Consider the following 24,291-nt stretch of genomic DNA (forward strand, 5'->3'; position numbering starts at 1 on the left):
AGGAGATATCTGATGAATTGGGCCATCCTGGTTGTTGCAGGTCTTTTCGAAATTGGCTGGGCGGTGGGACTGAAATACACCGAGGGTTTCACTCGGCTATGGCCGACCCTGGGTACGGTGGCGTCCATGGCGATCAGCGTCTGGCTGCTCGGGATAGCAATGAAGACCTTGCCGATGGGCACGGCCTATGCGGTCTGGGTTGGCATCGGCGCGGTAGGGACGGTGCTGCTGGGCATCCTGTTGTTCGATGAACCGGCGAGTCCCCTGCGGTTGATCAGCCTGGTGCTGATCGGGGCAGGCATTGTTGGCCTGAAGCTCGCTGCCACAGCCTGACATCAGCCTCCTCGCTATCTACTACTGCCGAGCGCTCACCTGTGACCCAGTCTGCCGATAATCCGCTTATTGAAATCCATCGCGATGACTGGCTGCTGGCGGTGCACAAGCCCGCCGGCTTGCTGGTGCACCGCAGCCCCATCGATCGCCACGAGACGGAGTTTGCCCTGCAGTATGCCCGTGGTCTCAACGGCGGGGAGCATGTCTATCCGGTGCATCGCCTGGATCGACCAACGTCAGGACTGTTGGTGTTTGCCCGTGATCCCCATACCGCCAGTGTGCTGGGCAAGGCCTGGATGGCGGGGGAGGTGAGCAAGACTTATCTTGCGCTGGTGCGCGGCTGGGCACCGGAGCAGGGGGTGATTGATCATCCGCTGCGTGAGCACGCGACGGATCGGCGCAGCAAGGACGAGTCGCTGCCGTTGCGCGATGCCACCACGCGTTATGAGCGGCTGGCCACGACCGAGATTGCGGTGGAGATCGAAGGCTATCCGAGCAGTCGCTATAGCCTAGTGCAGCTCTTCCCACAGACCGGACGCAAGCACCAGCTGCGCCGGCACATGCAGCACATCAGTCATCCGATCATCGGTGACACCAACTACGGGCGCACCCGACACAACCACTATTTCGCTGAGCGTTTCGGTTACAGCCGACTGATGCTGGCGGCCACGGGAGTGACCTTTGCGCACCCGGCAACCGGCGCGCCGCTGATGCTGCGTTGCGCGCCGGAGCCGAGTTTTATGCAGATGCTGTCGATCTTCGGTGAACAGGTGCCGCTGGGTTAGCCCAGGGTGACCACGTGCCCGTCGATCGGTGCGATACGACCGTTCACCAGGGTATCCACCAGTGGTTGCGCTGCTTCCAGGCCCTGGTGGGTTTCCAGTTTCAGCCACGGGGATTGGGCATCGCTGACGCGCTTGATGAAGCTTAGCTGCGCCTCGTTGAAGCGGCGGGTTACCTCTGCCGGCCCCCAGTCAGCATTGCGCTTGCGGATCTGGTTCGGCGCAAAGTAGCTCTGCGGCTGCGGGCCGCGCAGCACCAGCTTCTGCTCGCTGATGTGATCCTGGCTATGGGCTGAGCCCGCATAGCAGTCGTGCATCAGGGCGTTGCCAAAATGCTCGTGTATCCGCTGGCGCAGCTCGGCGTTACCGGAAAAGTCCACGTACAGGGTCGGCACCGAAGCATCCAGTGATTCCAGCTGCTCATAGGTGACGCTCCGGTCGTAGCAGCCGAGACCGTCGACATAGGCCTGGTTGGCGGCGGAGGTGATGCCTACCACTTCGATATCCTTGCCTTCGAGGCAGAACACGGTGCCGAAGGCGGTCTTGCTGGAAGCGCTGGAAACCAATACGCGCTTGGCATCGAAGAAACGGTTGTCTTCCAGGTAGTCAGCGAGCATGAACGAGGTGATGAACAGCGGCCGCAGCAGCATCTGGTAATCTTCGTTTTCCGGGCGGTAGGCCGCGTCGGTGCGGGTGCGCTGGTACTGGTTGTAGGCCGAGGTCAGTTCCAGCCGATGGGCGCTGCCATCGTAGAAGCCGCGCTCGGTAACCCGTACCGGCTCGACCAGCAGATGGCTGGCGATCGGCCAATAACCGTAGAAGCGCTCACCGATCTCCAGGCCTTCCACCGTGGTTTCGATGACCTCGGCAAAACCCCAGGCCGGCATATGGCCCCAGCCCGCGTCACCGGTGGGGAAGAAGTTCCAGTAGCGCAGGTGCGGGGTGTCACCGAAGGCCGCGTAGGTGATGTTGTTGGTGGTCAGCGCCAGGCGGTCGATTTTCAGCAGTGCCTGGCCGGCTTGCAGTTCGCCGAGGGTTTGGGTGACGATGCGGGTACGCGCGAGGTCGCGCTTGTCGGTTTGCAGACTTTGGATCTGGGTCATGATGGGTTTCCATGGAAAGGTTCTGGCAGTACATAGACTCTATGCCAGCTTCACGCTGAACGGGTTCGGATAACAATGGGCAGCAAAATCACCCCGGCACCCCGTGCCAAGCCACTGAAACGCCCCACCCAGGCGCGGGCGCGCTTTACCGTACAGGCCATATTCGACACCTATGTTCGGATTTGGCAACGCGATGGTTGGGCTGGCCTGACCACGCGCGCGGTGGCGCTGGAGGCCGGTGTGGCGGTGGGCACCCTCTACGAGTACTTCCCGAGCAAGGAGGCGTTGCACTCGGCCTATGTGCGGCATTGCATGGAAACCCTGATCAGCGCCGTGGATGAGCAGGCGGTGCAGGCCAGTGGGCTGGATTGGCAGCAGCGCGTGGCCAGGGCGGTAGGCCTGCTGTGTGGGTTGCAGGAGCTGTCCTGGTTCCACCCGGATATGCTGGCGCTGGAGCCGCGGGTGGCGGAGCAGAAGCACCAGCAACGCGCCTGGGCGGAATTTCTTGCGCTGTGGCGGCGGCTGTTCGACGCCTGCAATGACCTGCCAGTAAAGCCGGATGACCATCTCATCGAGGCGCTGCATCTGGCGGTGTGGGGCGGGCGACGTTATGCCATGCAGCTGCGTCTGGACGCTGCGCAGCTGCGGCAATGGGCGGCGGAAATGGAGACCATGTGCCTGGCCCGGCTGGCAAGCCTGAATCATTGCTCAGACTGACTGCACCGCCAGCAGCACGCCGGTGACCGCCAGCAGGGCGTAGACCGTCTGCCGGAAGCGCTGCTCGTTGACTCGGGGGTGCAGGTATTCGCCCACCACCACCCCAACCACCAGCAGCGGGAGAAACCACAGCAACTGCGGCCGGGCCGAGGCCAGTCGGTCCTGGACCAGCAGCAGGACACTGAGGCTGGTATTGAGCGTGAACCAGACGCAGAGCAGGGTCGCGCGCAGGCGGAATTTATCCAGCGCAGTGCCGGCCATGGCATAGACCAGCAGCGGACCGCCGGAGGCAAACAGCCCGTGGGAGATACCGGCGGCCAGTATCAGCAGGCGGTTGAGCCACGCGGGGTGGGCGCGGGCCGGGGTACTGCACCGCAGTCGCCAGAGCTCCCGGCAGGCAAACCAGATGATCAGCAGGCCCAGCAGCAGCTTCAGCACCTGGTCAGCCAGCCCGTTCTGCAGCAGGTAACCAACCAGGGTGCCGCCCAACATCAGCGGCAGGATCACCTTGAGCAGGAGCGCACGGTCGAGGTGTTGGCGATTGCGCCAGGCGAGAAAGCCGCTCATCAGTACGTTCAGCGGTACCAGTACCGGCAGCAGCTCCGGCACGGGCAGTAGCAGGGCTCCCAGCGACAGGGCAATCACCAGACTGCCAAAGCCGGTGATCGCTTCGATCGTGTAGGCAATCAGCACAAACAGGCCAATCCAGATCCAGGGATCGATCATCCCCGGCGCGCTCCGCTGCACTGGGCAAAGTAGTCCAGGGTCTCGGCAGAGGTCTTGCGCGGCGTATAACCGAACTCCTCCTTCAGGCGCCGGTTGCTCAGCACCGGGCGGTACTGCAGGAATTTCACCTGCGCGGGGCTGGTTGGCTTGCCCCGCCACTGGGCCAGCTGCAACCCAATCTTCACTAACCACACCGGCAGCCGACGTACCGGCTTGTTCAGCCGGGCGGCAATCTCGGTCATGCTCAGCGCGCCGTCGCCGGCCATGTTGTAGATCCCGGTCCGGCTCTGGCGCAGCCCCAGCTCCATGGCGCTGATCACGTCCTGATCCCAGATGAATACGAAGGGCGAATCGCTGCCCTTGAGCGCCAGCAGGCGCGGTGCCATGAACAGCTCGGTGATCTGATTGCGGGTTTCCGCGCCGAGGACGGTACCGGGGCGCAAGACCAGCTGGCGCAGCGCTGGGTGACGCTGGCGATAATCCGCCAGCAGTTCCTCGATCTGCCGTTTGTGATCCGAATAGGCAAATTCCGGATTGCCGCGCAGCGGGTCCTGTTCATCGATCCACGCCGGGTTATCCGGGTGGTAACCGTAGGCAGCGCCGGAGCTGGTGATGGTCAGATGGCTGACACCGGACTTGAGACAGCACTCGAGCACGTTGCGGGTGCCGTTGACGTCGATATCGTAGTCCCGTTGCCGGTCCGGGGAGGCCTGCAGAATGGACGCCAGATGCACCACATGGGTGATGCTCTCGCATTGCAGCAGCTCGGCCAGCGCCGGGTCGCGGATATCCATTACCTGAATGGGAAACTGCACGTCATCCCGCGGATGCAGGTCAGTGCCCACGACATGCAGGTCCGCCGCGAGGCGATTACCCAATTGATGGCCGATATACCCGGCGGCGCCGGTGATCAGAATGCGCGGGGTCATGCGAGTTGCTCCTTGAGCGCTGACCGGACCGCCGGGTCGTCAGCGGGCAGGGGTTTGCGGGCCCAGAACTGGGACAGGGTCAGGCCGCTGACCAGGTGCCAGACGCCCCAGAAGGCGGTGATCAGCAGCATGCCGCCGGCATCGGGGAAGAAGGTGAAGAGGATGACCAGCCCCAGCCCGGAGTTCTGGATGCCGACCTCCAGGGTCACGGCGCGGCGATCGCTCTCGACCAGCCGGCACAGCCGGGCCAGCCCGTAGCCCAGCAGCAGCGCCAGCAGGTTATGGACCACCACCAGCCAGAAGAAGCTATGAAAGCGCGCCAGGAACAGGTCGATATTGCGGCTGAAGGCGATGGCCACAAAGCCGAGAAATACCAGCAGGGACACAATGCGCAGGGGCTTTTCACTGCGGGTAACCAGCCCTGGAAAACGCCGCCCGGTAACCATGCCAACCGCCATCGGCAGCGCCAGTACCAGTATCACCAGTAATAGAACGCTGCTCGGCTCCAAGGTGATTTGCGTCAGGTATTCGCGGGTGTAGGGGTTGAGCCAGCCGTACAGGGCGAAGTTAAGCGGGGTCATGATGGTGGCGGCCAGGCTGGATACGGCAGTCATGCTGACCGACACTGCCAGATTGCCCCGCGCCATCCAGGTCATGACGTTGGAAAAGGCGCCACCGGGGCAGGCCGCGACCAGGATCATACCCAGCGCCAGTTCGGGATCGATGCGCAGCACCCAGGTGACCAGGCAGGTAGCCGCGGGCAGTAGCAAAAATTGCGCCACCATGCCCACGGCCGGTGCGACCGGGGCGCGGACAATGCGCTTGAAATCATCCAGACGCAGGGACAGGGACACACCGAACATCATGCAGGCCATGATGATATTCAGCAGCACCATGCTGCCCACATCGAACTGCATGGCAGGTGCGCCGTTCATGGAGTCACCGCCGACGTCGGTTGGTCAGCCGGCAGGTCCTGTTCCAGCTCGGTGATGTGCTGCTTGAGCGCGGCGAGATAAGCGTCCTTGTTCACGTAATAGGCCATGCGCGCCAGCCTGATGTACCGGTAGCCTCCGTCCAGACTCGCTCCGGCCCGCTGTTCGCGAATACGGTTGAAGGCGGCGGCAGAGGCTGTGCCGCTGCGCTGCTGGTGGATATACAGGGCGACCAGCCGGGCCTGCTGGTTGCGGCCCTCCCAGCCGAGGCCCGTGGCCTCGATCATGCCCATCATGAACAGGTTGTCGTAGCGCGGGTGAAAGACGTTCATGTACAGCTGCGGCGCGTCCCGCTCGGTCGGCCAGTTGAGGTGTTCCCGGGCGATGAAGGGGTAGTGCAGCTGGTAACCGGTGGCCAGCAGCATCAGGTCATATTCGCCGGCCTCGCCATCGGTGAACTGCACTGTGTTGCCGTCGATCCGGGCGATATCCCGCCGCGGGGTGATATCCCCATGCCCCAGGTGATGCAGGATCAGTGAATTGACCACCGGGTGCGATTCGTACATGCGGTAGTCCGGGTCCGGCAGGCTGTAGTCGGAGGGCTTGCCGATGATCATGCGGATCATGGCCGCATCCAGGCGTTGCTTGAGCGCACGGGGCAGCTTGAGTTTGCCGCCGAGGGTGTCGATGGGCCGACCCTTGACGAATTTGGGCAGGAAGTAATAACCCCGGCGCAGGCTGATATCCACGCTGGCGGCATGGTGTACCGCATCCACGGCAATATCCGCCCCGGAATTGCCGCAACCGACCAGCAGCACCCGTTTGCCCTTGAACAGCGTGGGGCTGCGGTAGTTGGCCGAGTGCAGCAGCTCGCCGGTGAACTCGCCGGGCAGCGCGGGCATGTTCGGCTGGTGCAGGGTGCCGTTGGCAATCAGCACGCCGTCGAAGCGGCGCCGCTGCTGCTCCCCAGCGCGTTCGGTGACTACTAACCAGCCGTTGCCATCGGGTGCCAGCTCGACCACGCAGGTACTGAACTCATAGTGCGCCCCCAGCTGGAAATGCGCGGCGTAATCCCGGAAGTAGCGGCGCATCTGGCTGTGGTGGGGGTAGGGCGCGACCGCCTCGTCCATCGGGAATTCGGCAAACTCGGTCATGCGTTTGGAAGAGATCAGGTGCGCGCTGTCGTACATGGTGCTGTGGGGGTTATCGATATCCCACAGCCCACCGACGTTGTCGTGCTGCTCGAAGCCGATGAAAGGAATGCCGAGTCTCTGCAGGTTGCGTGCGCAGGCCAGGCCCATGGGGCCGGCACCGATGATGGCGTACATAGGATGTCCGTTATCTTGTTGTTATGATCGCCAGTCTATGCCAAATGGTGGTGCGCGTATCGCACCAAACGGGACACGGAGCCGGCAATTCAGGCCATGCACGAAAGCAGTGAGCAGAGTGTCACCCCACGTTATAGCCAGGCCATCGTGCAGATGGCCGAGCGGCTGGGTATCGCCCTGCCAGACCATCTGAGCACGAGACTGGACGGCCTGCAACGGGTGCCCATCCATTGGCAGGACGAGTTGTGGCAGGCGTTCTGTCAGGCCAGCCATGATCCGCTGATAGGTCTGCGCTTGGGGCTGGAGATTCAGGTGGGCCATCTGGACAGTCTCGGCATGTTGCTGGTGACCTGCGACACCCTGGGCGAAGCCCTCGAAGAGCTGGTGGAATATGCCCCGGTGATCAGTGACGGCGGCGCATTTCATATGCGCCGGGAAGCGGGACTGGTGCTTATCGATTACCGGCCGCGCTTCGAGGTGCGTCAGGCCGAGCGCGCCGAGGCGGCGCTGGGCAGCCTGCTCAATCTGACCCGCTGGGCCACTGGCGGGCGATTTCAGCCGGCCGGTATCTGGCTGCGCCATCAACCCCTGGACGCCCCGGAGCGTTATGCCGCCCTCGCCGGCTGCGCGGTGCATTTCGCTGCGGATCATTACCAGTTGGGATTATCAATAGAGCAACTGGCCTTGCCGCAGATCCAGGCCAACAGTGCGTTGCGTGATCACCTGCGGCAGCTGGCCGATCAGATGCTCGCCGAGGTTGGTCGCCAGAGTCTCTGCGCGGAAGTGGAGCAGTTGATCCGCACCCACCCACGCTGGGGCAAGGAGCGTATCGCGGCCCAGCTACAGATCAGTGGCCGCCACCTGCACCGCCGTCTGGCTGAAGACGGCCTGTCCTTCAAAACCCTGCGCGACAGCGTCCTGCAGACCATGGCCTGCCAGATGCTGGAGAGCGATCAACGTCTGGCGCAGATTGCCGAACAACTCGGGTTTTCCGATGAGAACGCCTTTACCCGGGCCTTTCGCCGTTGGCAGGGGGTGACGCCGGCGCGCTATCGGGAACGGGAGAGCGTTCGCTGAATCGTTTCACGCTCAGAGATCCAATTGCTGCTGGATACCCTCGCTTCGCTCCTTGGCGTTCAACGGCTCGCCGCGGCTCGGGTTGTAGGTGAGCTCGCCCCGGTCGATTCGGGCCGGGCGGGTGAAGGGATGTTCTTCAATATGCTTTTCGTCCTGGATATGCAGCACCTGCGTGCCGCCCACCATCAGCACATCGGACACCAGCGAGCGGTGGCAGCGCCACCAGAGCACTTCGGCGCACATCATGCTGGTGCGGCGGCGTAGTGCCAATTGCTGCAACCGCGCGAGGCCAGTGGCAAATTCGTCGGTGGCAGTATGGTCGGCATAACCGCGGAAGGAGGTGTTGCGCCAGGCCATGTTGACCGAGTCCGGTGCCGGTCGGCGCCGACCGCCCAGCTCGGTGATCAACTGGTAGTCGATGCCCGCCGCGTTCAGGCTGGCGCGCAGCGCTTCATGGCCGAATTGGGGCAGGCGGCGCGAGCCCGGAAAGCGCCTGACATCGGCTATGGCCTCGATGCGGTAATGTTGGAGCAGGGCGATGAACTCCTCGATCGAGCGGGTCGAGTGGCCGACGGTCCAGATGGTCTCTGCCTGGGCCATGGTCACCTGATCCGGGCCTTGAACTGCGGACGCATGATTTTCCTCCCTTGGGCTGTTATTGCTGTGACCAGCGCCAGGTGGGAAGGTTTGGCGAGATATGTCCGCCGCTGGCAGGGGGAAGGGCAGGGAGCTATCCTCATCAGTTGCAACGTTGGCATCGCACCGGGAGAGACGCTATGGAAACCCAGCAATTGCACCGTGGCCGATTGATCGACCATATCCAGCTGGTGGTGCGAGATCTGCCCGCCGCCGAGCGGTTCTACGGCGCCATTGCCGAGGTGTTGAATATCCCCATCGGTGGCAGCGGCGATGGCTTCTTCTGGATTGACGAACTGGTGGTGTCGACGGCTGATTCCGAGGCGGCGCTGGGCGAGCTGACCGGGCGTCAGCATCTGGCTTTCCAGGCGCAGGATCGCGCCATGGTCGATGCCCTTTACCACGCGGCGCTGGCCCACGGTGGACGGGACAACGGCGCTCCGGGCCTGCGTCCCTACCACCCCGACTACTACGCGGCCTTCATGTTGGACCCGGACGGGAACAACATCGAGGCGGTGTACCACGGTAAGGCCCAACGCAGTGCACCCTCGGTGCATATCACTTTTGATACAGACTGAGGCCGGGCAAAGATCATGCTGGTAACCATCTCCCGCTACAGCTTTCCCTATGAAGCCCACATAGCCCGCGCCCGGCTGGAGAGCGAAGGCATTCCGGCTTTCGTCGCCGACGAACACACCATCAACATGCAGTGGTTGTACTCCGACGCCATGGGTGGCGTGCGGCTGCAGGTGCCGGAGCCCTATGCCCAGGCGGCGCAGGCGATTCTGGCGGAGGATCGTGAGCCGGACCTGGTGGAACAGCAGGGCGAAGAGACGAGGACTTGCCCGCACTGCGGCAGTACCCATACGGAATATCACCAGATCGGGCGGCGCTGGGCCTTCCTGGTGTTCATCGGTATCCACTTCCCGCTGTTCCCGGTGCAGGACGGAATCAGGTGCCGTGATTGCGGCAGGATATCTGCCCAGTCCGATCTGTAATATATTGATCCCTCTCATTTTTCTGCGACAAGGATAGGCATGGTCTCCACCCGGTTACGCTGGTCGCTGATCGTTCTGGCTGTTCTGCTGCTGGTTGCCTGGTTTGGCTGGCGCGCCTGGCAGGGGCCGGAAGTCTCGGGTTATCGCCTGGAAATGCGCCCCTTGGTACAGCGGGTGGTGGCCAGTGGCGAGGTGGATAGCCAGTCGCTGGCCCAGGTGGGCAGCGAGATCACCGGTGTGGTGAAGGCCCGGCATGTGCGTGAGGGTGACAGTGTCCAGGCCGGGGACCTGTTGTTGGAACTGCATGATGACGAACAGCAGGCACGGCTGCGCGAAGCCGAGGCGGCCCTGCAGCAATTGATCACCTCCCAACGGCCCCAGGCGCAGGCGGCGCTGCGCGAGGCGGAGAGTAACCTGGCGCAGGTAGTGCGGGAACGGCAGCGGCGTGACGAGCTGTTTGCGCGCCAACTGATCTCGGCCGAGCAACGTGAGCAGGCACGTCAGGCGGAGACCAGCGCCCGGGTTGCCCGTGACCGGACGCAGCTGGCAGCGGCCGCTGCCGCCCCCGGCGGCAGTGATGAGCAGGTCTTGCAGCAGCGCCTGGCGGCCGCCCGCGCGGCGCTGGCACGCACGCAGATCCGTGCCCAGGTGGACGGCGTAGTGCAGGTGCGCGAGGTGGAGCCGGGGGATCTGGTGCAACCGGGCAGCGTCCTGCTGCAGATCGCCCGCACCGACAGCCAGGAGATCATCGTACCGCTGGATGAGAAGGATCTGGGCCCGGTGGCGGTGGGTCAGCCGGCGGTGATCATCGCCGATGCCTATCCCCTTGAACAGCTGAACGGCCAGGTCAGTTTTATCGCCCCGGCCATCGACACCAACCGTGGCACCATCGATATCCATCTTGATCTGCACGAGCCGGCGGATTTCCTGCGCCAGGGTATGACCGTCTCGGTGGATATTCGCACCGGCAGTCGCGATCAGGCGTTGGTGCTGACCAACGACGTATTGCGCAACCAGCAGGGCGAGCACGCCGAGGTGCTGCGTTGGACCGCCACGCGCCAGCTGGAGCGGGTGCCAGTACGACTGGGGCTGCGCGGCACCGGCCTGACCGAGGTGGTCGAGGGGGTTAGCGAGGGGGACGTGGTGGTCACCGATGAGGTCGCTGAAGGGCAGCGGGTACGGGTACGTATCGAGCCGATCTTTACTGGCGGGCGGGGTTAAGACCGATGCGTCGATTGCTGGCCAGCGCCTGGACCGAGTGGCTTATCGCGCTGCGTTTTCTGCTGGATAACCGCATGCAGACACTGCTGATCCTGTTCGGCATCACGGTGGGTTCAGCGGTGATCGTCTTTATTACCGCGCTGATCACTGGGCTGCAGGAAAACGTGGTGGACCGCACCCTGGGCACTCAGGCGCATATCCGCATCCTGCCGCTGGATGAGTTCAATCGTATCGTCCCGCTGCCCGAGGGCACAGTGTCGCTGATCCGGGAAAGCCCACGGGCGCAGCGGTTGCGTTCGATCAGCAACTGGCAGGACGTGGTCGCCTTGTTGGATCAGCATCCCCGGCTGACGGCGGTGTCGCCGGTGGTCAGCGGTCCGGCGCTGGCGCTCAGCGGGGTGGCGCGGGCGTCGGTGGCGCTGATTGGCATGGACCCGGTGCGCTATGAGCGCATCATCCCGGTCAGCGAGGACCTGATTGCCGGCGTCTTCCGGGTCGGCGCCGGTCATGCAGTCATCGGCAGCGAGCTGGCGGGGGATCTGGGGCTGGATGTAGGTGACAAGCTGCGGCTGGACGGTGGAGACGGCCGGGAGGCGGTGGTTGATATCGCCGGTATTTTCGAACTTGGCGTGCGTGAGCTGGATGCGCGCTATGTTTACCTCGATCTCAAGCAGGCCCAGACGCTGCTGGCGCTGCCCGGTGGCGTGACCGTGATCGACACCCGGGTAGACGAGATATTTGCCGCCGATGACCTGGCCCGGCGGATCGAACGGCTGACCGGGCTGCAGGCGGAAAGCTGGATGCAGACCAACGGCCAACTGCTCAACGCCTTGACCTCCCAGAGCATGACCACCGAGATGATCCGGATATTTGTCGGCATCTCCGTGGCCTTCGGTATTGCCAGCGTATTGGCGGTCAGCGTGGTGCAGCGCACCCGGGAGATCGGCATCCTGCGGGCGATGGGCAGTCCACGGGGGCAGATCCTGCGGGTGTTCCTGTTGCAGGGCGGGTTGCTCGGGCTGATCGGCTCCGGCATCGGTGGCGCGGTGGGGTGGGGCCTGGTGCAGGTGTTCAATATCTTCGGGCCGGGGCTGTTCTGGGTGCCGGTGGAACCGGCGCTGGTACCGGTGGCGATGCTGATCGCTACGCTGGCCGGCGTGCTGGCCGCGGCAGTCCCGGCCCGCCGCGCTGCCCGTTATGACCCGGCCGTGGCGATCCGTTATGTCTGACGACGTGCTGCGCCTGCAAGGCATCAGCAAGACCTTCAACCAGGGCACCGCGCTGGAAAGCACCGTGCTGCGTGATATCGACCTGCGGCTAGGGCGCGGTGAGCTGACCGCGCTGATCGGGCCGTCCGGCTCGGGCAAGAGCACGTTGCTCAACCTGATCGGGTTGCTGGATGTGCCGACCGCCGGAGAGCTCTACTTGCAAGGTAGGCCCACCCGCGACAGCGACGACCACACCCGCACCCGGCTGCGCAACCAGGCCCTGGGTTTTGTGTTCCAGTTCCACCATCTGATTTCCGCCTTCAGCGTGCTGGAAAACGTGCTAATGCCGCTGATCATCCGCGATGGTCGGCCATCGCCCGAGGCTATTGAACTCGCCCGCAGTCTGCTGCGGGAAGTCGGCCTGGAAAACCTTGCGACCAAGAAACCCACCGAGATTTCCGGCGGCCAGCAGCAACGGGTCGCCATCGCCCGCGCCCTGATTACCCGCCCGCCACTGCTGCTGGCAGACGAGCCCACCGGCAACCTGGACAGCAAGACGGCAGACAGCGTGTTCGAGCTGTTCCGGCGGATCAACGACCAGTTCGGCTGCTCCATCCTGGTGGTCACCCATGACCCCCGCCTGGCAGCCAGTTGCCCGCGCACGGTCCAGTTGGTGGACGGGCGGATTGTAAGCGATGAGTTGAGCCAGCCACCGCCCCGCTGAAAAAACTTGATTGTTATAATATAACAAATAATAATCGCGCTCCTTTGCGGGCCGGCTTCGGCTCGCCCACTGATCGGAGGGAGCAGCGCATGGCTAAATCAGGGTTTCGTTGGGTAGGGGCAGCGGCGGTGACAGGGTTGCTGGCGCCGTCACTGATGGCGGATAACGTTGCGACACTGCCCGATACGGTAGTGCGGGCGTCGGCACTGGCCAGCCGCGTGGGTGATCTGAGTGCTGCGACCACGGTGCTGCAAGGCGAGGAACTGACCCGTCGGCGGTCGGCGACACTGGGCGACACCCTGGCGAGCCTGCCGGGGATTCACTCCAGCGGCTTCGGGCCTGGGGTGGGCCGGCCGGTAATCCGCGGTCTGGAAGGTAGCCGGGTCAAGGTGCTGAGTGACGGCGCTGATGTGCTGGATGCGTCCACCAGCAGCCCCGATCATGCGATTACCGGCGAAATGCAGTTGCTGGAACGGATCGAGGTGATCAAGGGGCCGGCTACACTCATGTACGGCGGTGGAGCGATCGGCGGGGTGGTGAACCTGATCGATCGCCGTGTGCCGACCTATGTGCCGGAACGCGGGGTCGAGGCTGACCTGGAGCTGCGCGGCAACACGGTGGCTGACGAGCGCGCGGGTGCCTTCGGGATAACTGCCGGGGCCGGCCAGTTTGCCCTGCGCCTGGAGGGCAGCCGGCTGGACGCCGACCCCTACGACATTCCCGGCAACCCTTCGCAGCAGGAGGGTGCCTTCAACGAATCCGACGCCGCCGGGCTGGGGCTCAGCTGGATTGGTGATCGGGGCTACCTTGGCCTGGCCTACAGTGAGCAGAACCGCGAATACGGTCTGCTGGCCCATGAGCATGCCGACTGTCATACCCATGGACCCGAGTGGCATTGCGGTGGGCATGGTCACGATCACGGGCATGACCATGATCATGACGACCACGGCGCCGCCCATATCGATATGCGCCAACAGCGCTGGGATCTGCGCGGGGAATATCAGGAGCCCTTCGCCGGTTTTGACCGGGTGCGGCTGCGGGTGGCCCACACCGATTATCGCCACCGGGAAATGGAAGGCAGCGAGGTGGGAACGCGTTTCGAGAACCAGGGCAGTGAAGGGCGCCTCGAACTCACACATAAACCCATCGGCGGCTGGCGTGGCGTGTTCGGCGGGCAGACCTCCCGGCGCGACTTCGCGGCCCTCGGTGAAGAGGCCTACGTGCCCGCGACCCTGACCGCCAACCATGCGCTGTTTCTGGTTGAGGAACTGGAGCTCGGTAACTGGCGTTACGAGTGGGGCCTGCGTCATGAATGGCAGAACATCGACGTGAAACGCAGTGGCCGCGATGCCTCTCACCGCGGCACATCGGTGTCGGCCGGTGTTACCTGGCGCTTCGTGCCCGATCACGCCTTGTTCGCCAACCTGTCGCGGTCCCAGCGGCTGCCCACCGCCGAAGAGTTGTATGCCATGGGCCCCCACGCAGCAACGCGCACCGTGGAGCTGGGCAATGCCAACCTCAAGGAAGAAACCGGCTATAACCTGGAAGTGGGTTTGCGTAAGCTCAGCGGCAAATTGACCTACAGTGTGAGCGCCTTCCGCAATCAGGTGGATGATTTCATCTTCGCCGGTGACGCAGGCTACGATCCCGGCGGCCATTACCGTGTGGTTGAGTATCAGCAAGGGGATGCGGTATTGCAGGGCCTGGAAGGCAGCGTCGGAATCCAGGCAACCGAGCGTCTGCAGGTGACCCTGTTTGGCGATACGGTACGGGGCAAGCTGCAGGACGGCGGTGGCAACCTGCCGCGTATTCCGGCCGACCGCTACGGGCTGCGCCTGGAGCAGCAGTTGACCAACCACTTGGATGCGCAGTTTGAGGGCTACCGGGTGCGCCGGCAGAGCGACACCGCGGCCTACGAAACGGACACCGGCGCCTACACCATGCTCATGGCCGGCCTCAGTTACCAGGGCTTCAGCCAGAGCGGGATGCACTACCTGCTGTATGCACGGGCCGATAATCTGCTGAATGACAAGGCCCGCCAGCACACCTCCTTCATCAAGGATGAGGTATTGCTGCCGGGGCGGAATCTGACGCTGGGCGTGCGCCTGGGCTTCTGAGCCCATTGAGCAAAGCGCTCCGGGCTGCAACACTCATCCGTCGTGTTCAGTCCGGAGCGTCATCATGTACAAACTCTGTTTCTTTGTTCCCGAATCCCATCTAGAGCCGGTCAAGCAGGCGGTATTCGCCGCCGGTGGCGGGCGCATCGGTGACTATGAGCATTGCTGCTGGCAGGTGCTGGGGCAGGGGCAGTTCCGGCCGGGGCAGGGCGCCGACCCCTTTATCGGCACGACAGGTGAACTGGAAACCGTGGCGGAGTACCGGGTGGACCTGGTGTGTGCGGACGAGTTGATCGCGGCGGCAGTGGCGGCGCTCAAGCAGGCTCATCCCTATGAGGAGCCGGCGTACGATGTGTGGCGGTTGGCGGATTTTTGAGCAACAAGGTCGGTTGCGCTGGGGAGTTGCTCGCGGCGAGGCGCCGGTCCTACAGATGTCCTCGAGAGAGGCGCCCCTGGAGGGGGCGCCCTGTTGCTGATTACTGCTTGATGCCGAAGGGCTGCGGCCGCGGGGTGTCGTTGGTGGACGGCGGCAGGATCGGCAGGGTGAAGGTCGGCTGGTCGCCGGTCAGCGTCTTGAGGAAGGCGACCACGTTGGCGATCTCCTGCTCTTCAAGCTTGCGACCCAGCTGCAGTCGGGCCATCACGTCCACCGCTTTTTCCAGCTCCCAGTAGGCGCCATCGTGGAAGTAGGGGTAGGTCAGCTCGACGTTACGCAGTGTCGGCACCTTGAAGGTGAAGCGATCCGCATCCTTGCCGGTGACCGCCGCACGGCCTTCGGCCGGGTTGGTAGTCTGGTAGGGTTCGACCACGCCCATGCGCTGGAATGAGGTCCCACCTGCGGCCGGGCCGTTGTGGCAGGCCACGCAGCCGATGGACTTGAAGGTGTTGTAGCCGGCCAGTTCCTGTTCGGTAATGGCCTTGTCGTCACCCTTGAGCCACTGGTCGAAGCGCGAGTTGGGCGTGACCAGGGTTTCCTCGAATACAGCGATCGCATCGGTGATGTTGTCGATGGTTACTTCGGCGCTGCCGTAGATCTTGGCAAACTCTTCCCGGTATTGCGGGATGGAGTTGATCACATCCACCGCCAGCACGTGGCTGGACGCCATTTCCATCGGGTTGGCGATGGGGCCACCGGCCTGCTCCTGCAGGTTGGCCGCGCGACCGTCCCAGAACTGCGCCACGTTCAGGCTGGAGTTCAGTACGGTCGGCGAGTTGATCGGCCCTTCCTGCCAGTTGTGGCCGATGGAGGTCGGCAGGTTGTCACTGCCGCCGGTGCTCAGGTTATGGCAGGAGTTGCAGGAGATGAAACCGGACATGGACAGCCGCGGATCGAACCACAATTGCTTGCCCAGCTCGACCTTTTCCGGATCGGTGACGGTGGCCGGCTCGATGGGCTTGATCAATTCCGCAGCCACGCGATCGGCGTGCGCCTGCGCGCTGAAGCCGAGCCCGGCGGCAATGGCAATAGCGAGTAATTTCTTCATGGGTGATGCTCCTTGACACTTGTCACGACAGGCATGGCTCTGCGGCCATGTTCAGATGGGTCAAGTGTCGCCCAAGCGAGCCGAGAAGGTGTTGACCTGTATCAAGGTCTGATTTCAACGAGGGTGCCGTCCGGCACCAGGTCCCAGAGCTCGCGCATGCTACGGTTGTCCAGGGCGATGCAGCCATTGGTCCAGTCCAGCCCGGCAAAGAACCACTCGGGATATTCCTCATCCACTGGAGTGCCGTGGATCATGATCATGCTGCCGGGGTCGACGCCGCGCTTCCAGGCATCGGCCCGGTCCTTGAGGTTGGGGTAGTCCAGGTGCAGGCTGAGGTTGTAACTGGGGCTGTGGTGGCGCCAATCGATATGGTAGATCCCTTCCGGGGTGCGGTTGTCGCCCTGCACCTGCTTGTGGCCGACCGGCTGTTTGCCCAGCGCGACGCGATATTGTCGGATGACCTGCCCTCCACTGAGCACGTCTAACCGGCGTTCGGCCTTGTGCACCAATACCTTGTCGATGGCCAGGGTCTCGGCCAGGCAGCTGCCGGCCAGCAGACCGAGCAGCAGTAACGCCCACCAGTGTTTCATCTGAGCGGGGTGCCCGGTACGCCCGCAGGCCAGGTGATATCGCGCATGCGCACGGGAAAATGCTGGGTCGAATAATCCAGGAAATACTGTTTCAGGGTCTTGCCGATGGTCGGAAACGCCAGTTGCTCCCAGGGAATTTCCGCCTCGCTGAACAGTCGGACCTCAAGACTCTCTTCGCCGGCGGCGAAGTCCAGGTCGGCCAGTTGCCCGCGGAAGAACATGTAGACCTGGTTGATATGCGGCAGGTTGAACAGCATATAGAGCCGTTGCTGCTCGACCCGGGCCCGCGCTTCCTCCCAGGTTTCCCGCAGGGCGGCCTGCTCGGTGGTCTCGCCGTTTTCCATGAAGCCGGCCGGCAGCGTCCAGAAGCCGTGCCGCGGCTCGATAGCACGGCGACACAGCAACACCTGTCGCCCATGGGCCACCAGGCAGCCGGCAACGATGCGCGGGTTCTGGTAATGGGTGACCTGGCAGTGCTCGCAGACGTAGCGCAGGCGGGTATCTCCCGGGGGAATGGTCTCGCGGACGGCGTGGCCACAATGACTGCAGAATTTCATGCTCCGGTGACTCCGGCTGGCTGATATGGCGTTTATCTTGCTTGGCAATTACCGACGGGTAAAGAGGGGCAGCACGCTCCAATAGCTGGGCTATGGGTTAATATTCAGTAGCGGCAGGGCGCTGGCCCGTTAATGATGATCATGACATGATGGTTGAAAACAACGAGGTAGGTTGCATGCTGGACAAAGTACGCGAGCGGATTCCGGTGTATTGCCCGCGATCGGTAGAGGCTGCCGGTTTGCCTGAGGCCGGTGTGCTGGTACCTGTGACCTGTGTGGACAACGAGCCGGAGATCATCCTGACCCTGCGCTCCAACAGCATGTCCACCCATTCCGGCGAGGTGGCATTTCCCGGTGGCCGGCGCGACCCCGGTGATGTGGATCTGGCCTTCACCGCCCTGCGTGAAGCCCATGAAGAAATCGGCCTGCTGCCGGATCTGGTCGAAGTCGTCGGGCCACTGGGCAGCCTGGTATCGCGCTTCGGCATCAAGGTGACTCCCTATGTCGGCATAGTGCCGGATGTGTTCGACCTGTGCCCCAACGAAAGTGAAATCCAGGAAGTCTTCCGCGTGCCGGTCAGCTTTTTCCTGGGCGACAACCGGGAAATGACGCACCGCATCGATTACGAAGGCCGTAGCTGGTATGTCCCCAGCTACCGCTATGAAGGTTTCAAGATTTGGGGGCTGACAGCGCTGATCCTGGTCGATCTGATGAACGTGGCGTTCGACGCCCGCATTCCGCTGCGCACCCCCTACAAAGACGCGATATCCATCAAGGAGCAACGATGAAGTACAGACTGGGTGATGACCGAGTGGAGATGGCCGACGATGCCTGGATCGCCGATACGGCGGTCGTGATCGGCCGGGTGCGGCTGGAGGCCGGAGCCAGTGTCTGGTTCAACGCGGTGCTACGCGGTGACAATGAGCTGATCCTGATTGGCGAGAACAGCAACGTGCAGGATGGCGCCGTGATGCATACCGATCCCGGCTCGCCGCTGACCCTGGGCAAGGGCGTGACCGTGGGCCACAAGGCCATGTTGCACGGCTGCAGCGTCGGCGATTACAGCCTGATCGGCATCAACGCCGTGGTACTCAATGGCGCGAAGATCGGGCGCAACTGCATCATCGGCGCCAATGCGCTGATCCCCGAGGGCAAGGAAATACCCGATGGCTCGCTGGTCATGGGCTCGCCCGGCAAGGTCGTACGCCAGTTGACTGAACAACAGCAGCAGGCCGTCGCCGCCGGCGCTGCCCACTATGTGCACAACGCCCAGCGCTACCGCCGCGATCTGCAGCCGCAGGACGACTGATGGGCGCGGAACAACCGGTACGTTCTCCCTGTGTGTCGCTCTGCTGCCTGGATGACAACGACATCTGCGTCGGCTGCCAGCGCAGCGGCGCGGAAATCACCGAGTGGGGGCGGGCCAGCAACGAGCGGCGCCGGGAAATCCTGCGCCTGTGCGAAAGCCGGGCGCGGGAGCAGGGCGTCTGGATGAATATCGGAACGGTAAAAGGATAGTCGGCATGCCCCGCATAGGAACCCCACTGACCGCTACGGCCACCCGTGTGCTGCTGCTCGGCTCCGGCGAGCTGGGCAAGGAAGTCGCCATCGAACTCCAGCGCCTGGGGTGTGAAGTCATCGCGGTTGATCGCTACGCCAACGCCCCGGCCATGCAGGTGGCGCACCGCAGTCACGTGATCAACATGTTGGATGCAGCCGCGTTGCGCCAGGTCGTCGAATTGGAGCGGCCTGCCTATATAGTGCCGGAAATCGAGGCCATCGCCACGGCGGCGCTGGTCGAGCTGGAGAGCGAGGGCTATACCGTCATTCCCACCGCCCGGGCCGCGCGGCTGACCATGGACCGGGAGGGTATTCGCCGGCTCGCCAGCGAAGAGCTGCAGCTGCCGACCTCGCCCTACCGGTTCGCCGATGGTCATCAGGACTACCTGGCAGCGGTGCGGGAGATTGGCCTGCCCTGTGTGGTCAAGCCGGTGATGAGTTCGTCCGGCAAGGGCCAGAGCCTGCTGCGCAGCGAGCAGGATATCGAGGCGGCCTGGGAATATGCCCAATCCGGCGGCCGGGCCGGGGTAGGCCGGGTGATCGTCGAGGGCTTTGTTGATTTCGATTATGAAATCACCCTGCTGACCGTACGGCATGTCGATGGCACGCTGTTCTGTGCACCAATCGGTCATCGACAGGAGAGCGGCGATTACCGGGAATCCTGGCAGCCGCAGCAGATGAGTGAACAGGCCCTGGCCAAAGCCCAGCAGGTGGCGCGCAGCATTACCGATGCGCTGGGCGGGCGCGGGGTGTTTGGGGTCGAGCTGTTCATCAAGGGCGATCAGGTGTGGTTCAACGAGGTCTCGCCGCGGCCCCACGACACCGGGCTGGTCACGCTGATTTCCCAGGATCTTTCCGAATTCGCCCTGCATGCACGGGCCATTCTCGGTCTGCCCATCCCACAGATCCGCCAGCATGGCCCCTCGGCCTCCGCGGTCATCATGGCCGAAGGGCGCTCCGAGGCGGTCAGCTATGGGGATCTGCATCAAGCGCTCAGCGAACCGGATACCCAGTTGCGGTTATTCGGCAAGCCGGAGGTGGAGGGTCTGCGGCGCATGGGCGTGGCGTTGGCACGGGATGAGAGCATCGAGCTGGCGCGGGCCCGGGCGACACGGGTGGCGGCGGCAGTGCAGGTCGAACTCTAGCGGTATCGACTAGCGCCCCGGAGCCTGGTGTCAGGCTTCCGGGGTCAGCTGGGCGCGCGGTTCTACCTGCCAGATTCGCACGCTCTTGATCATGTTGTCCTTGGTCTGCAGGATTTCCATCCGATACGCGCCCACGCTCAGCCCGACGCTGTTGTCCGGGATATTCTCCAGGCGCTCGGTGATCAGGCCGTTCAGCGTCTTGGGGCCGTCTTCGGGCAGCTTCCACAGCAGCTGACGATTGATCGCCCGCAGGGCTACGCCGCCGTCGATGACATAACTGCCGTCGCCCTGGGGGTGGATGTCGTGGTTGGCGGGCAGCAGGTCGGTGGTGAACTCACCGACGATTTCTTCCAGGATATCTTCCAGGGTAACCAGCCCGATCACGTCACCGTACTCGTCCACCACGAAGCCGATGCGCCGCTTGTGCTTCTGGAAGTTCAGCAGCTGGGTATGCAGCGGGGTGTTTTCCGGGATGAAGTAGGGGTCCTTGCAACAGGCAATCAGACTCTCCTTGGTCAACTCGTTGCGGCTGAGCAGGCGGGCGATATGGCGCATGTGCACCAGGCCGGTGACATTGTTGATGTCGCCGCGGTATACCGGCAGGCGGGTATGGTGGCTGGTGCGCAGCTGGTCGATGATGGCGGGCATCTCGTCATCCAGGTCGATGCCATAGGCTTCGTTGCGCGGCACCATGATGTCATTGACCGTCATCTTCTCCAGATCGAGGATGCTCAGCAGCATATTCTGGCGTTTGCGGGTAATCCCCAGACCGGCCTCGTTCACTACCGTGCGCAGCTCCTCGGTGCTGAGCTGGGCGCCATCGCTGCTGTTCGGGTTGACCCCCATGAGACGCAGCAGGGCATTGCTCACGGAGCTGCACAGCCAGACCACGGGATACAACACGCGCTGCAGGATATTGAGGATGATGCTGACCCGAAAGGCGATCATCTCGGGACGCAGCGCGGCCAGGGTCTTGGGCGTGATCTCGCCGAAGATAAGCACGATAATGGTCAGCGCGACCGTGGAAATGGCGATACCGGCATCGCCCCATATCCGCACCGCGACCACGCTGGCGAGGGAGGCGGCAAGAATATTGACGATGTTGTTACCGACCAGGATGGTACCGAGCAGGCGATCGGGACGGCCGAGGAGGGCTTCGGCCCGCTGGGCGGCTCTATGCCCCTTTTTACTCAGGTGTTTGAGCCGGTAGCGGTTGAGACTCATCATGCCGGTCTCGGAGCTGGAGAAGAACGCCGAGAGGGCAATCAGCACAACCAGAATCAGTAACAGTACGCCGGTACTTGTGTCACTCAAGGGTTACCTCGGCCGGGTTGGCGGTCACATTGGCAGAATGAATTCGCTGACCAGCTTGCTGCCGAAATACGCCAGCATCAATAGCAGGAAGCCGCCAAGGGTCCAGCGGATGGCAAAGCTGCCGCGCCAGCCGCGGAAATGTCGGCCCCACAGCAGGACGCCGAATACCACCCAGGCCAGACAGGACAGCAGTGTCTTGTGCGCGACATTCTGGGCGAACATGTTGTCGAGGAAGACGAAGCCGGACAGCAGCGACAGGGTCAGCAGCACCTCGCCGCAGAGGACGAACTGGAATAGCAGCGCCTCCATGGTCTGCAGCGGCGGGAAGGTACGATTGAAGCGTACCGGATTGCGGTTCTTCAGCTGGTTGTCCTGAACTGCCAGCAGGCTGGCCTGGAAGGCGGCGATAGTCAGGATGCCGTAGGCCAGAATCGACAACAGCACGTGGATCATCAGCTTGGAGTTGCCGGGAATGAGCGCCGCGCCATGGCCCGGGAACAGCCAGGCCAGCAGATCGGTGACCAGGGCCAGCGGAAAGAGGGCGATCAACAGGCTGGTCACCGGTGCCCGCAGGCTGAACACCAGGGTCACCGCCAGCACCAGCCAGGCAATCAGCGACGAGACATGGAAGAAACCGAACGACAGGCCGTTGCCGGTGAACATCTGGGTATACAGGCCGCCGGCATGGCAGAGCAGCGCGACCACACCGATGCTGCGCAGCAAGGCGGGGCTGGCGCTGCGGCGTTGCATCAGGCAGCGGATCTGGTAGAGCGTGCCGCCGAGGTAGAAGGCAGCGGCCAGCAGGCTGAATATCGGAGCTGTCATACGTCCTTGAGAAGGCCTATCAATAGAAGCGGAGTGTCGCACAAGCCAGGCCGAGGATAAAGCGCTTGCTGCATCCGCACAAACCCCAATGTATACTGCCCGGCCAGTACGCCTCAACCCGTCACGGGGTGCGCGGGGCAAAGGAGAATTCGCCGATGTTTGAAAATCTTACCGAACGCCTGTCCGCCAGTCTGGCGGGGGTCACCGGTCGCGCCAAGCTGACCGAGGACAATATCAAGGACACCCTGCGCGAAGTGCGCATGGCGCTGCTTGAGGCCGATGTCGCACTGCCGGTGGTCAAGACCTTCGTCGATCAGGTACGTGACCGCGCCGTGGGTCAGGAAGTGTCCCGCAGCCTGTCGCCCGGGCAGGTATTCGTCAAGATCATCAAGGCCGAGCTGGAAGCGGTCATGGGCCAGGCCGAGGGCCTGAACCTGGCGGTGACGCCGCCGGCGGTCATCCTGATGGCCGGCCTGCAGGGCGCGGGTAAGACCACCAGCGTTGCCAAGCTGGCCAAGACCCTGCGCGAGCGGCAGAAGAAGAAAGTCATGGTGGTCAGCGCCGACGTCTATCGTCCGGCCGCGATCAAGCAGTTGGAGACCCTGGCGGCGGAAGTGGATGTTACTTTCTTCCCCTCTGATCTGAGCCAGAAGCCGGTCGCCATCGTCGAAGCGGCTATCCGCGAAGCCAAGAACCGCTTCATGGATGTGCTGATCGTCGATACCGCGGGTCGCCTGCACGTCGACGCCGACATGATGGACGAGATCAAGGCCGTCCATGCGGCGGCCAAGCCTGCCGAGACCCTGTTCGTGGTCGACGCCATGACCGGTCAGGACGCGGCCAACACGGCCCAGGCGTTCAACGAAGCGCTGCCGCTGACCGGGGTGATCCTGACCAAGGTCGATGGTGACGCCCGGGGCGGTGCCGCGCTGTCGGTGCGCCACATTACCGGCAAGCCGATCAAGTTCCTCGGCGTGGGTGAGAAGACCGACGCCCTTGAGCCCTTCCATCCCGACCGGGTGGCGTCGCGCATCCTCGGGATGGGCGACGTGCTCAGCCTGATCGAGCAGGCCGAGCAGAAGCTCGACAAGGCCAAGGCCGAGAAGCTCGCGAACAAGCTGAAGAAAGGCAAGGGCTTCGATCTTGAAGATTTCCGGGACCAGCTGCAGCAGATGCGCGGCATGGGCGGGCTGGGTTCACTGATGGATAAATTGCCCATGATGGGCAAGATCAATCCGGCGCAGATGGAAACCGCCCAGACCCAGGCCGAGAAGCAGTTCAAGCAGATGGAAGCCATCATCAATTCGATGACGCCCGCGGAACGGCGCAACCCCGACATCATCAGCGGCTCGCGCAAGCGCCGTATCGCTGCCGGCTCCGGCACCCAGATCCAGGACATCGGGCGGGTGATCAAGCAGCACAAGCAGATGCAGAAGATGATGAAGAAGGTCAGCGGCAAGGGTGGTATGGCCAAGCTCATGCGCGGTATGGGAGGCATGGGTGGTGGTGGTGGCGGCATGCTGCCACCGGGTGGCGGAATGGGCGGGATGCCCCGTTTCTGACACCGGCGACGCTGCCGAAGTCATGGCAGCGCCTGCGGCAACCGACCCGCCAGCGGGTCGGGGCACAAAAGAGTTTCATTTGTCCGCGATATTCCGTAGAATACGCGACCTTTCGGGCTAGATGCTCGTAATGAATTTGTGAGTCTTACTCAAATACAGGAAATGATGTCCACATGGTAACCATTCGTCTTGCTCGTGGTGGCTCCAAGAAGCGCCCTTTCTATCACCTGACTGTAGCCAACAGCCGCAATTCCCGCGATGGCCGCTTTGTTGAGCGCGTTGGTTTCTTCAACCCGGTTGCTGCCGGTGGCGAAACCCGTCTGTCCGTTGACCAGGAGCGCGTAAGCTACTGGCTGGGTCAGGGCGCACAGCCGTCCGAGCGCGTTGCTTCCCTGCTGAAGGAAGCTCAGGCCTCTGCCTGAT

At 63.2% G+C, this 24,291-nt stretch carries 28 protein-coding genes; 17 read left to right on the forward strand and 11 right to left on the reverse strand.

Annotation, left to right across the window (positions count from 1 at the left end):
• Positions 1-12: 12 nt before the first annotated feature.
• Entirely contained in the window at positions 13-333 is a 321-nt protein-coding gene (sugE, locus tag VG99_RS01100; protein ID WP_044497844.1) for a quaternary ammonium compound efflux SMR transporter SugE, read from the forward strand.
• Positions 334-374: 41 nt separating this feature from the next.
• Positions 375-1,118 (forward strand): pseudouridine synthase, encoded by a 744-nt coding sequence (locus tag VG99_RS01105; protein WP_052508645.1) that lies wholly within the window; start codon positions 375-377, stop codon positions 1,116-1,118.
• Here the strand turns inward: VG99_RS01105 and VG99_RS01110 are convergent.
• On the reverse strand, positions 1,115-2,218 hold the full coding sequence (locus VG99_RS01110) for a DUF2855 family protein (protein ID WP_044497845.1): 1,104 nt from the start codon (positions 2,216-2,218) through the stop codon (positions 1,115-1,117). The genes VG99_RS01105 and VG99_RS01110 overlap by 4 nt on opposite strands.
• 75 nt (positions 2,219-2,293) lie before the next feature.
• Between VG99_RS01110 and VG99_RS01115 the strand changes: the two genes are divergently transcribed.
• A complete protein-coding gene (locus tag VG99_RS01115) occupies positions 2,294-2,935 on the forward strand; it encodes a TetR/AcrR family transcriptional regulator (RefSeq protein ID WP_044497846.1) in 642 nt (213 codons plus the stop codon).
• Here VG99_RS01115 and VG99_RS01120 read toward each other — a convergent pair.
• Genes VG99_RS01120 through VG99_RS01135 form a run of 4 tightly spaced genes read right to left on the reverse strand, consistent with a single transcriptional unit; the run spans position 2,927 to position 6,850 of the window.
• The gene (locus VG99_RS01120; RefSeq protein ID WP_044497847.1) at positions 2,927-3,661 is read right to left on the reverse strand and encodes a TSUP family transporter; all 735 of its coding nucleotides are present in this window, start codon (positions 3,659-3,661) and stop codon (positions 2,927-2,929) included. The two genes, VG99_RS01115 and VG99_RS01120, sit on opposite strands and share 9 nt — an antisense overlap.
• On the reverse strand, positions 3,658-4,590 hold the full coding sequence (locus VG99_RS01125; protein ID WP_044497848.1) for an SDR family oxidoreductase: 933 nt from the start codon (positions 4,588-4,590) through the stop codon (positions 3,658-3,660). Before VG99_RS01125 ends, VG99_RS01120 begins: the two co-directional genes overlap by 4 nt.
• A complete protein-coding gene (locus VG99_RS01130) occupies positions 4,587-5,525 on the reverse strand; it encodes a bile acid:sodium symporter family protein (RefSeq protein ID WP_044497850.1) in 939 nt (312 codons plus the stop codon). Before VG99_RS01130 ends, VG99_RS01125 begins: the two co-directional genes overlap by 4 nt.
• Entirely contained in the window at positions 5,522-6,850 is a 1,329-nt protein-coding gene (locus VG99_RS01135; protein ID WP_044497851.1) for a flavin-containing monooxygenase, read from the reverse strand. The genes VG99_RS01130 and VG99_RS01135 overlap by 4 nt, the downstream gene beginning before the upstream one ends.
• A 96-nt stretch (positions 6,851-6,946) precedes the next feature.
• Here VG99_RS01135 and VG99_RS01140 point away from each other — a divergent pair, with 96 nt between their 5' ends.
• Positions 6,947-7,927 carry an AraC family transcriptional regulator gene (locus VG99_RS01140; RefSeq protein WP_044497852.1) on the forward strand — a complete coding sequence of 327 codons (981 nt, stop codon included), beginning with the start codon at positions 6,947-6,949 and terminating at the stop codon, positions 7,925-7,927.
• A gap of 12 nt (positions 7,928-7,939) precedes the next feature.
• Here the strand turns inward: VG99_RS01140 and VG99_RS01145 are convergent, their stop codons facing one another.
• Positions 7,940-8,527, reverse strand: coding sequence for a DUF488 domain-containing protein (locus VG99_RS01145; RefSeq protein ID WP_044497854.1), 588 nt, complete (start codon positions 8,525-8,527; stop codon positions 7,940-7,942).
• Between the two features lie 176 nt (positions 8,528-8,703).
• On the opposite strand from VG99_RS01145, the gene VG99_RS01150 reads away from it, so the two are divergent.
• The 7 genes from VG99_RS01150 (at position 8,704) to VG99_RS01180 (ending at position 15,207) form a co-directional block, all read left to right on the forward strand.
• A complete protein-coding gene (locus VG99_RS01150) occupies positions 8,704-9,141 on the forward strand; it encodes a VOC family protein (RefSeq protein WP_044497855.1) in 438 nt (145 codons plus the stop codon).
• A 15-nt stretch (positions 9,142-9,156) separates the two neighbouring features.
• Complete coding sequence (locus VG99_RS01155) at positions 9,157-9,561, forward strand: putative signal transducing protein (protein WP_082049955.1); 405 nt, start codon at positions 9,157-9,159, stop codon at positions 9,559-9,561.
• Between the two features lie 39 nt (positions 9,562-9,600).
• Complete coding sequence (locus VG99_RS01160; RefSeq protein WP_044497856.1) at positions 9,601-10,782, forward strand: efflux RND transporter periplasmic adaptor subunit; 1,182 nt, start codon at positions 9,601-9,603, stop codon at positions 10,780-10,782.
• A gap of 5 nt (positions 10,783-10,787) precedes the next feature.
• On the forward strand, positions 10,788-12,011 hold the full coding sequence (locus VG99_RS01165) for an ABC transporter permease (protein ID WP_044497857.1): 1,224 nt from the start codon (positions 10,788-10,790) through the stop codon (positions 12,009-12,011).
• Entirely contained in the window at positions 12,004-12,714 is a 711-nt protein-coding gene (locus VG99_RS01170) for an ABC transporter ATP-binding protein (RefSeq protein WP_158023862.1), read from the forward strand. Before VG99_RS01165 ends, VG99_RS01170 begins: the two co-directional genes overlap by 8 nt.
• 89 nt (positions 12,715-12,803) lie before the next feature.
• Positions 12,804-14,831, forward strand: coding sequence for a TonB-dependent receptor (locus VG99_RS01175; RefSeq protein ID WP_052508646.1), 2,028 nt, complete (start codon positions 12,804-12,806; stop codon positions 14,829-14,831).
• A 64-nt stretch (positions 14,832-14,895) separates the two neighbouring features.
• Positions 14,896-15,207 (forward strand): YqfO family protein, encoded by a 312-nt coding sequence (locus VG99_RS01180; protein WP_044497861.1) that lies wholly within the window; start codon positions 14,896-14,898, stop codon positions 15,205-15,207.
• 100 nt (positions 15,208-15,307) lie between these two features.
• Here VG99_RS01180 and VG99_RS01185 read toward each other — a convergent pair whose 3' ends face one another.
• From VG99_RS01185 to VG99_RS01195, 3 genes are all read right to left on the reverse strand, one after another.
• Positions 15,308-16,315, reverse strand: coding sequence for a cytochrome-c peroxidase (locus VG99_RS01185; protein ID WP_044497863.1), 1,008 nt, complete (start codon positions 16,313-16,315; stop codon positions 15,308-15,310).
• Positions 16,316-16,416: 101 nt separating this feature from the next.
• A complete protein-coding gene (locus VG99_RS01190) occupies positions 16,417-16,905 on the reverse strand; it encodes a L,D-transpeptidase family protein (protein WP_052508647.1) in 489 nt (162 codons plus the stop codon).
• Positions 16,902-17,462: an NUDIX hydrolase gene (locus VG99_RS01195; protein ID WP_044497864.1), complete on the reverse strand. Its 561-nt coding sequence runs from the start codon at positions 17,460-17,462 to the stop codon at positions 16,902-16,904. The genes VG99_RS01190 and VG99_RS01195 overlap by 4 nt, the downstream gene beginning before the upstream one ends.
• Before the next feature lie 176 nt (positions 17,463-17,638).
• Between VG99_RS01195 and VG99_RS01200 the strand changes: the two genes are divergently transcribed.
• Genes VG99_RS01200 through purT form a run of 4 tightly spaced genes read left to right on the forward strand, consistent with a single transcriptional unit; the run spans position 17,639 to position 20,167 of the window.
• Entirely contained in the window at positions 17,639-18,250 is a 612-nt protein-coding gene (locus tag VG99_RS01200; RefSeq protein WP_044501342.1) for an NUDIX hydrolase, read from the forward strand.
• A complete protein-coding gene (locus VG99_RS01205; protein WP_044497866.1) occupies positions 18,247-18,771 on the forward strand; it encodes a gamma carbonic anhydrase family protein in 525 nt (174 codons plus the stop codon). Before VG99_RS01200 ends, VG99_RS01205 begins: the two co-directional genes overlap by 4 nt.
• Positions 18,771-18,980, forward strand: coding sequence for a DUF1289 domain-containing protein (locus tag VG99_RS01210; RefSeq protein ID WP_044497867.1), 210 nt, complete (start codon positions 18,771-18,773; stop codon positions 18,978-18,980). The genes VG99_RS01205 and VG99_RS01210 overlap by 1 nt, the downstream gene beginning before the upstream one ends.
• A gap of 5 nt (positions 18,981-18,985) precedes the next feature.
• Positions 18,986-20,167: a formate-dependent phosphoribosylglycinamide formyltransferase gene (gene purT, locus VG99_RS01215; RefSeq protein WP_044497868.1), complete on the forward strand. Its 1,182-nt coding sequence runs from the start codon at positions 18,986-18,988 to the stop codon at positions 20,165-20,167.
• A 30-nt stretch (positions 20,168-20,197) separates the two neighbouring features.
• Here the strand turns inward: purT and VG99_RS01220 are convergent, their stop codons facing one another.
• On the reverse strand, positions 20,198-21,481 hold the full coding sequence (locus VG99_RS01220; protein WP_044497869.1) for an HlyC/CorC family transporter: 1,284 nt from the start codon (positions 21,479-21,481) through the stop codon (positions 20,198-20,200).
• A gap of 24 nt (positions 21,482-21,505) precedes the next feature.
• Positions 21,506-22,306, reverse strand: a complete 801-nt coding sequence (locus tag VG99_RS01225; RefSeq protein ID WP_044497870.1) for a cytochrome C assembly family protein — start codon at positions 22,304-22,306, stop codon at positions 21,506-21,508.
• 155 nt (positions 22,307-22,461) lie between these two features.
• Between VG99_RS01225 and ffh the strand changes: the two genes are divergently transcribed.
• Positions 22,462-23,868: a signal recognition particle protein gene (gene ffh, locus VG99_RS01230; protein ID WP_044497872.1), complete on the forward strand. Its 1,407-nt coding sequence runs from the start codon at positions 22,462-22,464 to the stop codon at positions 23,866-23,868.
• Between the two features lie 173 nt (positions 23,869-24,041).
• Entirely contained in the window at positions 24,042-24,290 is a 249-nt protein-coding gene (gene rpsP / locus VG99_RS01235) for a 30S ribosomal protein S16 (RefSeq protein WP_044497873.1), read from the forward strand.
• Position 24,291 lies beyond the last annotated feature (1 nt).

Origin of the sequence: Pseudomonas saudimassiliensis (assembly GCF_000939975.1) — a bacterium.
In the GTDB taxonomy this organism is placed as follows: domain Bacteria; phylum Pseudomonadota; class Gammaproteobacteria; order Pseudomonadales; family Pseudomonadaceae; genus Halopseudomonas; species Halopseudomonas saudimassiliensis.

Coding starts and splice junctions, on each gene's coding strand:
- VG99_RS01200 (WP_044501342.1), top strand. CDS start 17,639: ATGCTGGACAAAGTACGCGAGCGGATTCCGGTGTATTGCCCGCGATCG.
- rpsP (WP_044497873.1), top strand. CDS start 24,042: ATGGTAACCATTCGTCTTGCTCGTGGTGGCTCCAAGAAGCGCCCTTTC.
- sugE (WP_044497844.1), top strand. CDS start 13: ATGAATTGGGCCATCCTGGTTGTTGCAGGTCTTTTCGAAATTGGCTGG.
- ffh (WP_044497872.1), top strand. CDS start 22,462: ATGTTTGAAAATCTTACCGAACGCCTGTCCGCCAGTCTGGCGGGGGTC.
- VG99_RS01165 (WP_044497857.1), top strand. CDS start 10,788: ATGCGTCGATTGCTGGCCAGCGCCTGGACCGAGTGGCTTATCGCGCTG.
- VG99_RS01210 (WP_044497867.1), top strand. CDS start 18,771: ATGGGCGCGGAACAACCGGTACGTTCTCCCTGTGTGTCGCTCTGCTGC.
- VG99_RS01195 (WP_044497864.1), bottom strand. CDS start 17,462: ATGAAATTCTGCAGTCATTGTGGCCACGCCGTCCGCGAGACCATTCCC.
- VG99_RS01115 (WP_044497846.1), top strand. CDS start 2,294: ATGGGCAGCAAAATCACCCCGGCACCCCGTGCCAAGCCACTGAAACGC.
- VG99_RS01170 (WP_158023862.1), top strand. CDS start 12,004: ATGTCTGACGACGTGCTGCGCCTGCAAGGCATCAGCAAGACCTTCAAC.
- VG99_RS01155 (WP_082049955.1), top strand. CDS start 9,157: ATGCTGGTAACCATCTCCCGCTACAGCTTTCCCTATGAAGCCCACATA.
- VG99_RS01110 (WP_044497845.1), bottom strand. CDS start 2,218: ATGACCCAGATCCAAAGTCTGCAAACCGACAAGCGCGACCTCGCGCGT.
- VG99_RS01140 (WP_044497852.1), top strand. CDS start 6,947: ATGCACGAAAGCAGTGAGCAGAGTGTCACCCCACGTTATAGCCAGGCC.
- VG99_RS01190 (WP_052508647.1), bottom strand. CDS start 16,905: ATGAAACACTGGTGGGCGTTACTGCTGCTCGGTCTGCTGGCCGGCAGC.
- VG99_RS01145 (WP_044497854.1), bottom strand. CDS start 8,527: ATGGCCCAGGCAGAGACCATCTGGACCGTCGGCCACTCGACCCGCTCG.
- VG99_RS01225 (WP_044497870.1), bottom strand. CDS start 22,306: ATGACAGCTCCGATATTCAGCCTGCTGGCCGCTGCCTTCTACCTCGGC.
- VG99_RS01205 (WP_044497866.1), top strand. CDS start 18,247: ATGAAGTACAGACTGGGTGATGACCGAGTGGAGATGGCCGACGATGCC.
- VG99_RS01185 (WP_044497863.1), bottom strand. CDS start 16,315: ATGAAGAAATTACTCGCTATTGCCATTGCCGCCGGGCTCGGCTTCAGC.
- VG99_RS01130 (WP_044497850.1), bottom strand. CDS start 5,525: ATGAACGGCGCACCTGCCATGCAGTTCGATGTGGGCAGCATGGTGCTG.
- VG99_RS01180 (WP_044497861.1), top strand. CDS start 14,896: ATGTACAAACTCTGTTTCTTTGTTCCCGAATCCCATCTAGAGCCGGTC.
- VG99_RS01135 (WP_044497851.1), bottom strand. CDS start 6,850: ATGTACGCCATCATCGGTGCCGGCCCCATGGGCCTGGCCTGCGCACGC.
- VG99_RS01150 (WP_044497855.1), top strand. CDS start 8,704: ATGGAAACCCAGCAATTGCACCGTGGCCGATTGATCGACCATATCCAG.
- VG99_RS01120 (WP_044497847.1), bottom strand. CDS start 3,661: ATGATCGATCCCTGGATCTGGATTGGCCTGTTTGTGCTGATTGCCTAC.
- VG99_RS01125 (WP_044497848.1), bottom strand. CDS start 4,590: ATGACCCCGCGCATTCTGATCACCGGCGCCGCCGGGTATATCGGCCAT.
- purT (WP_044497868.1), top strand. CDS start 18,986: ATGCCCCGCATAGGAACCCCACTGACCGCTACGGCCACCCGTGTGCTG.
- VG99_RS01175 (WP_052508646.1), top strand. CDS start 12,804: ATGGCTAAATCAGGGTTTCGTTGGGTAGGGGCAGCGGCGGTGACAGGG.
- VG99_RS01160 (WP_044497856.1), top strand. CDS start 9,601: ATGGTCTCCACCCGGTTACGCTGGTCGCTGATCGTTCTGGCTGTTCTG.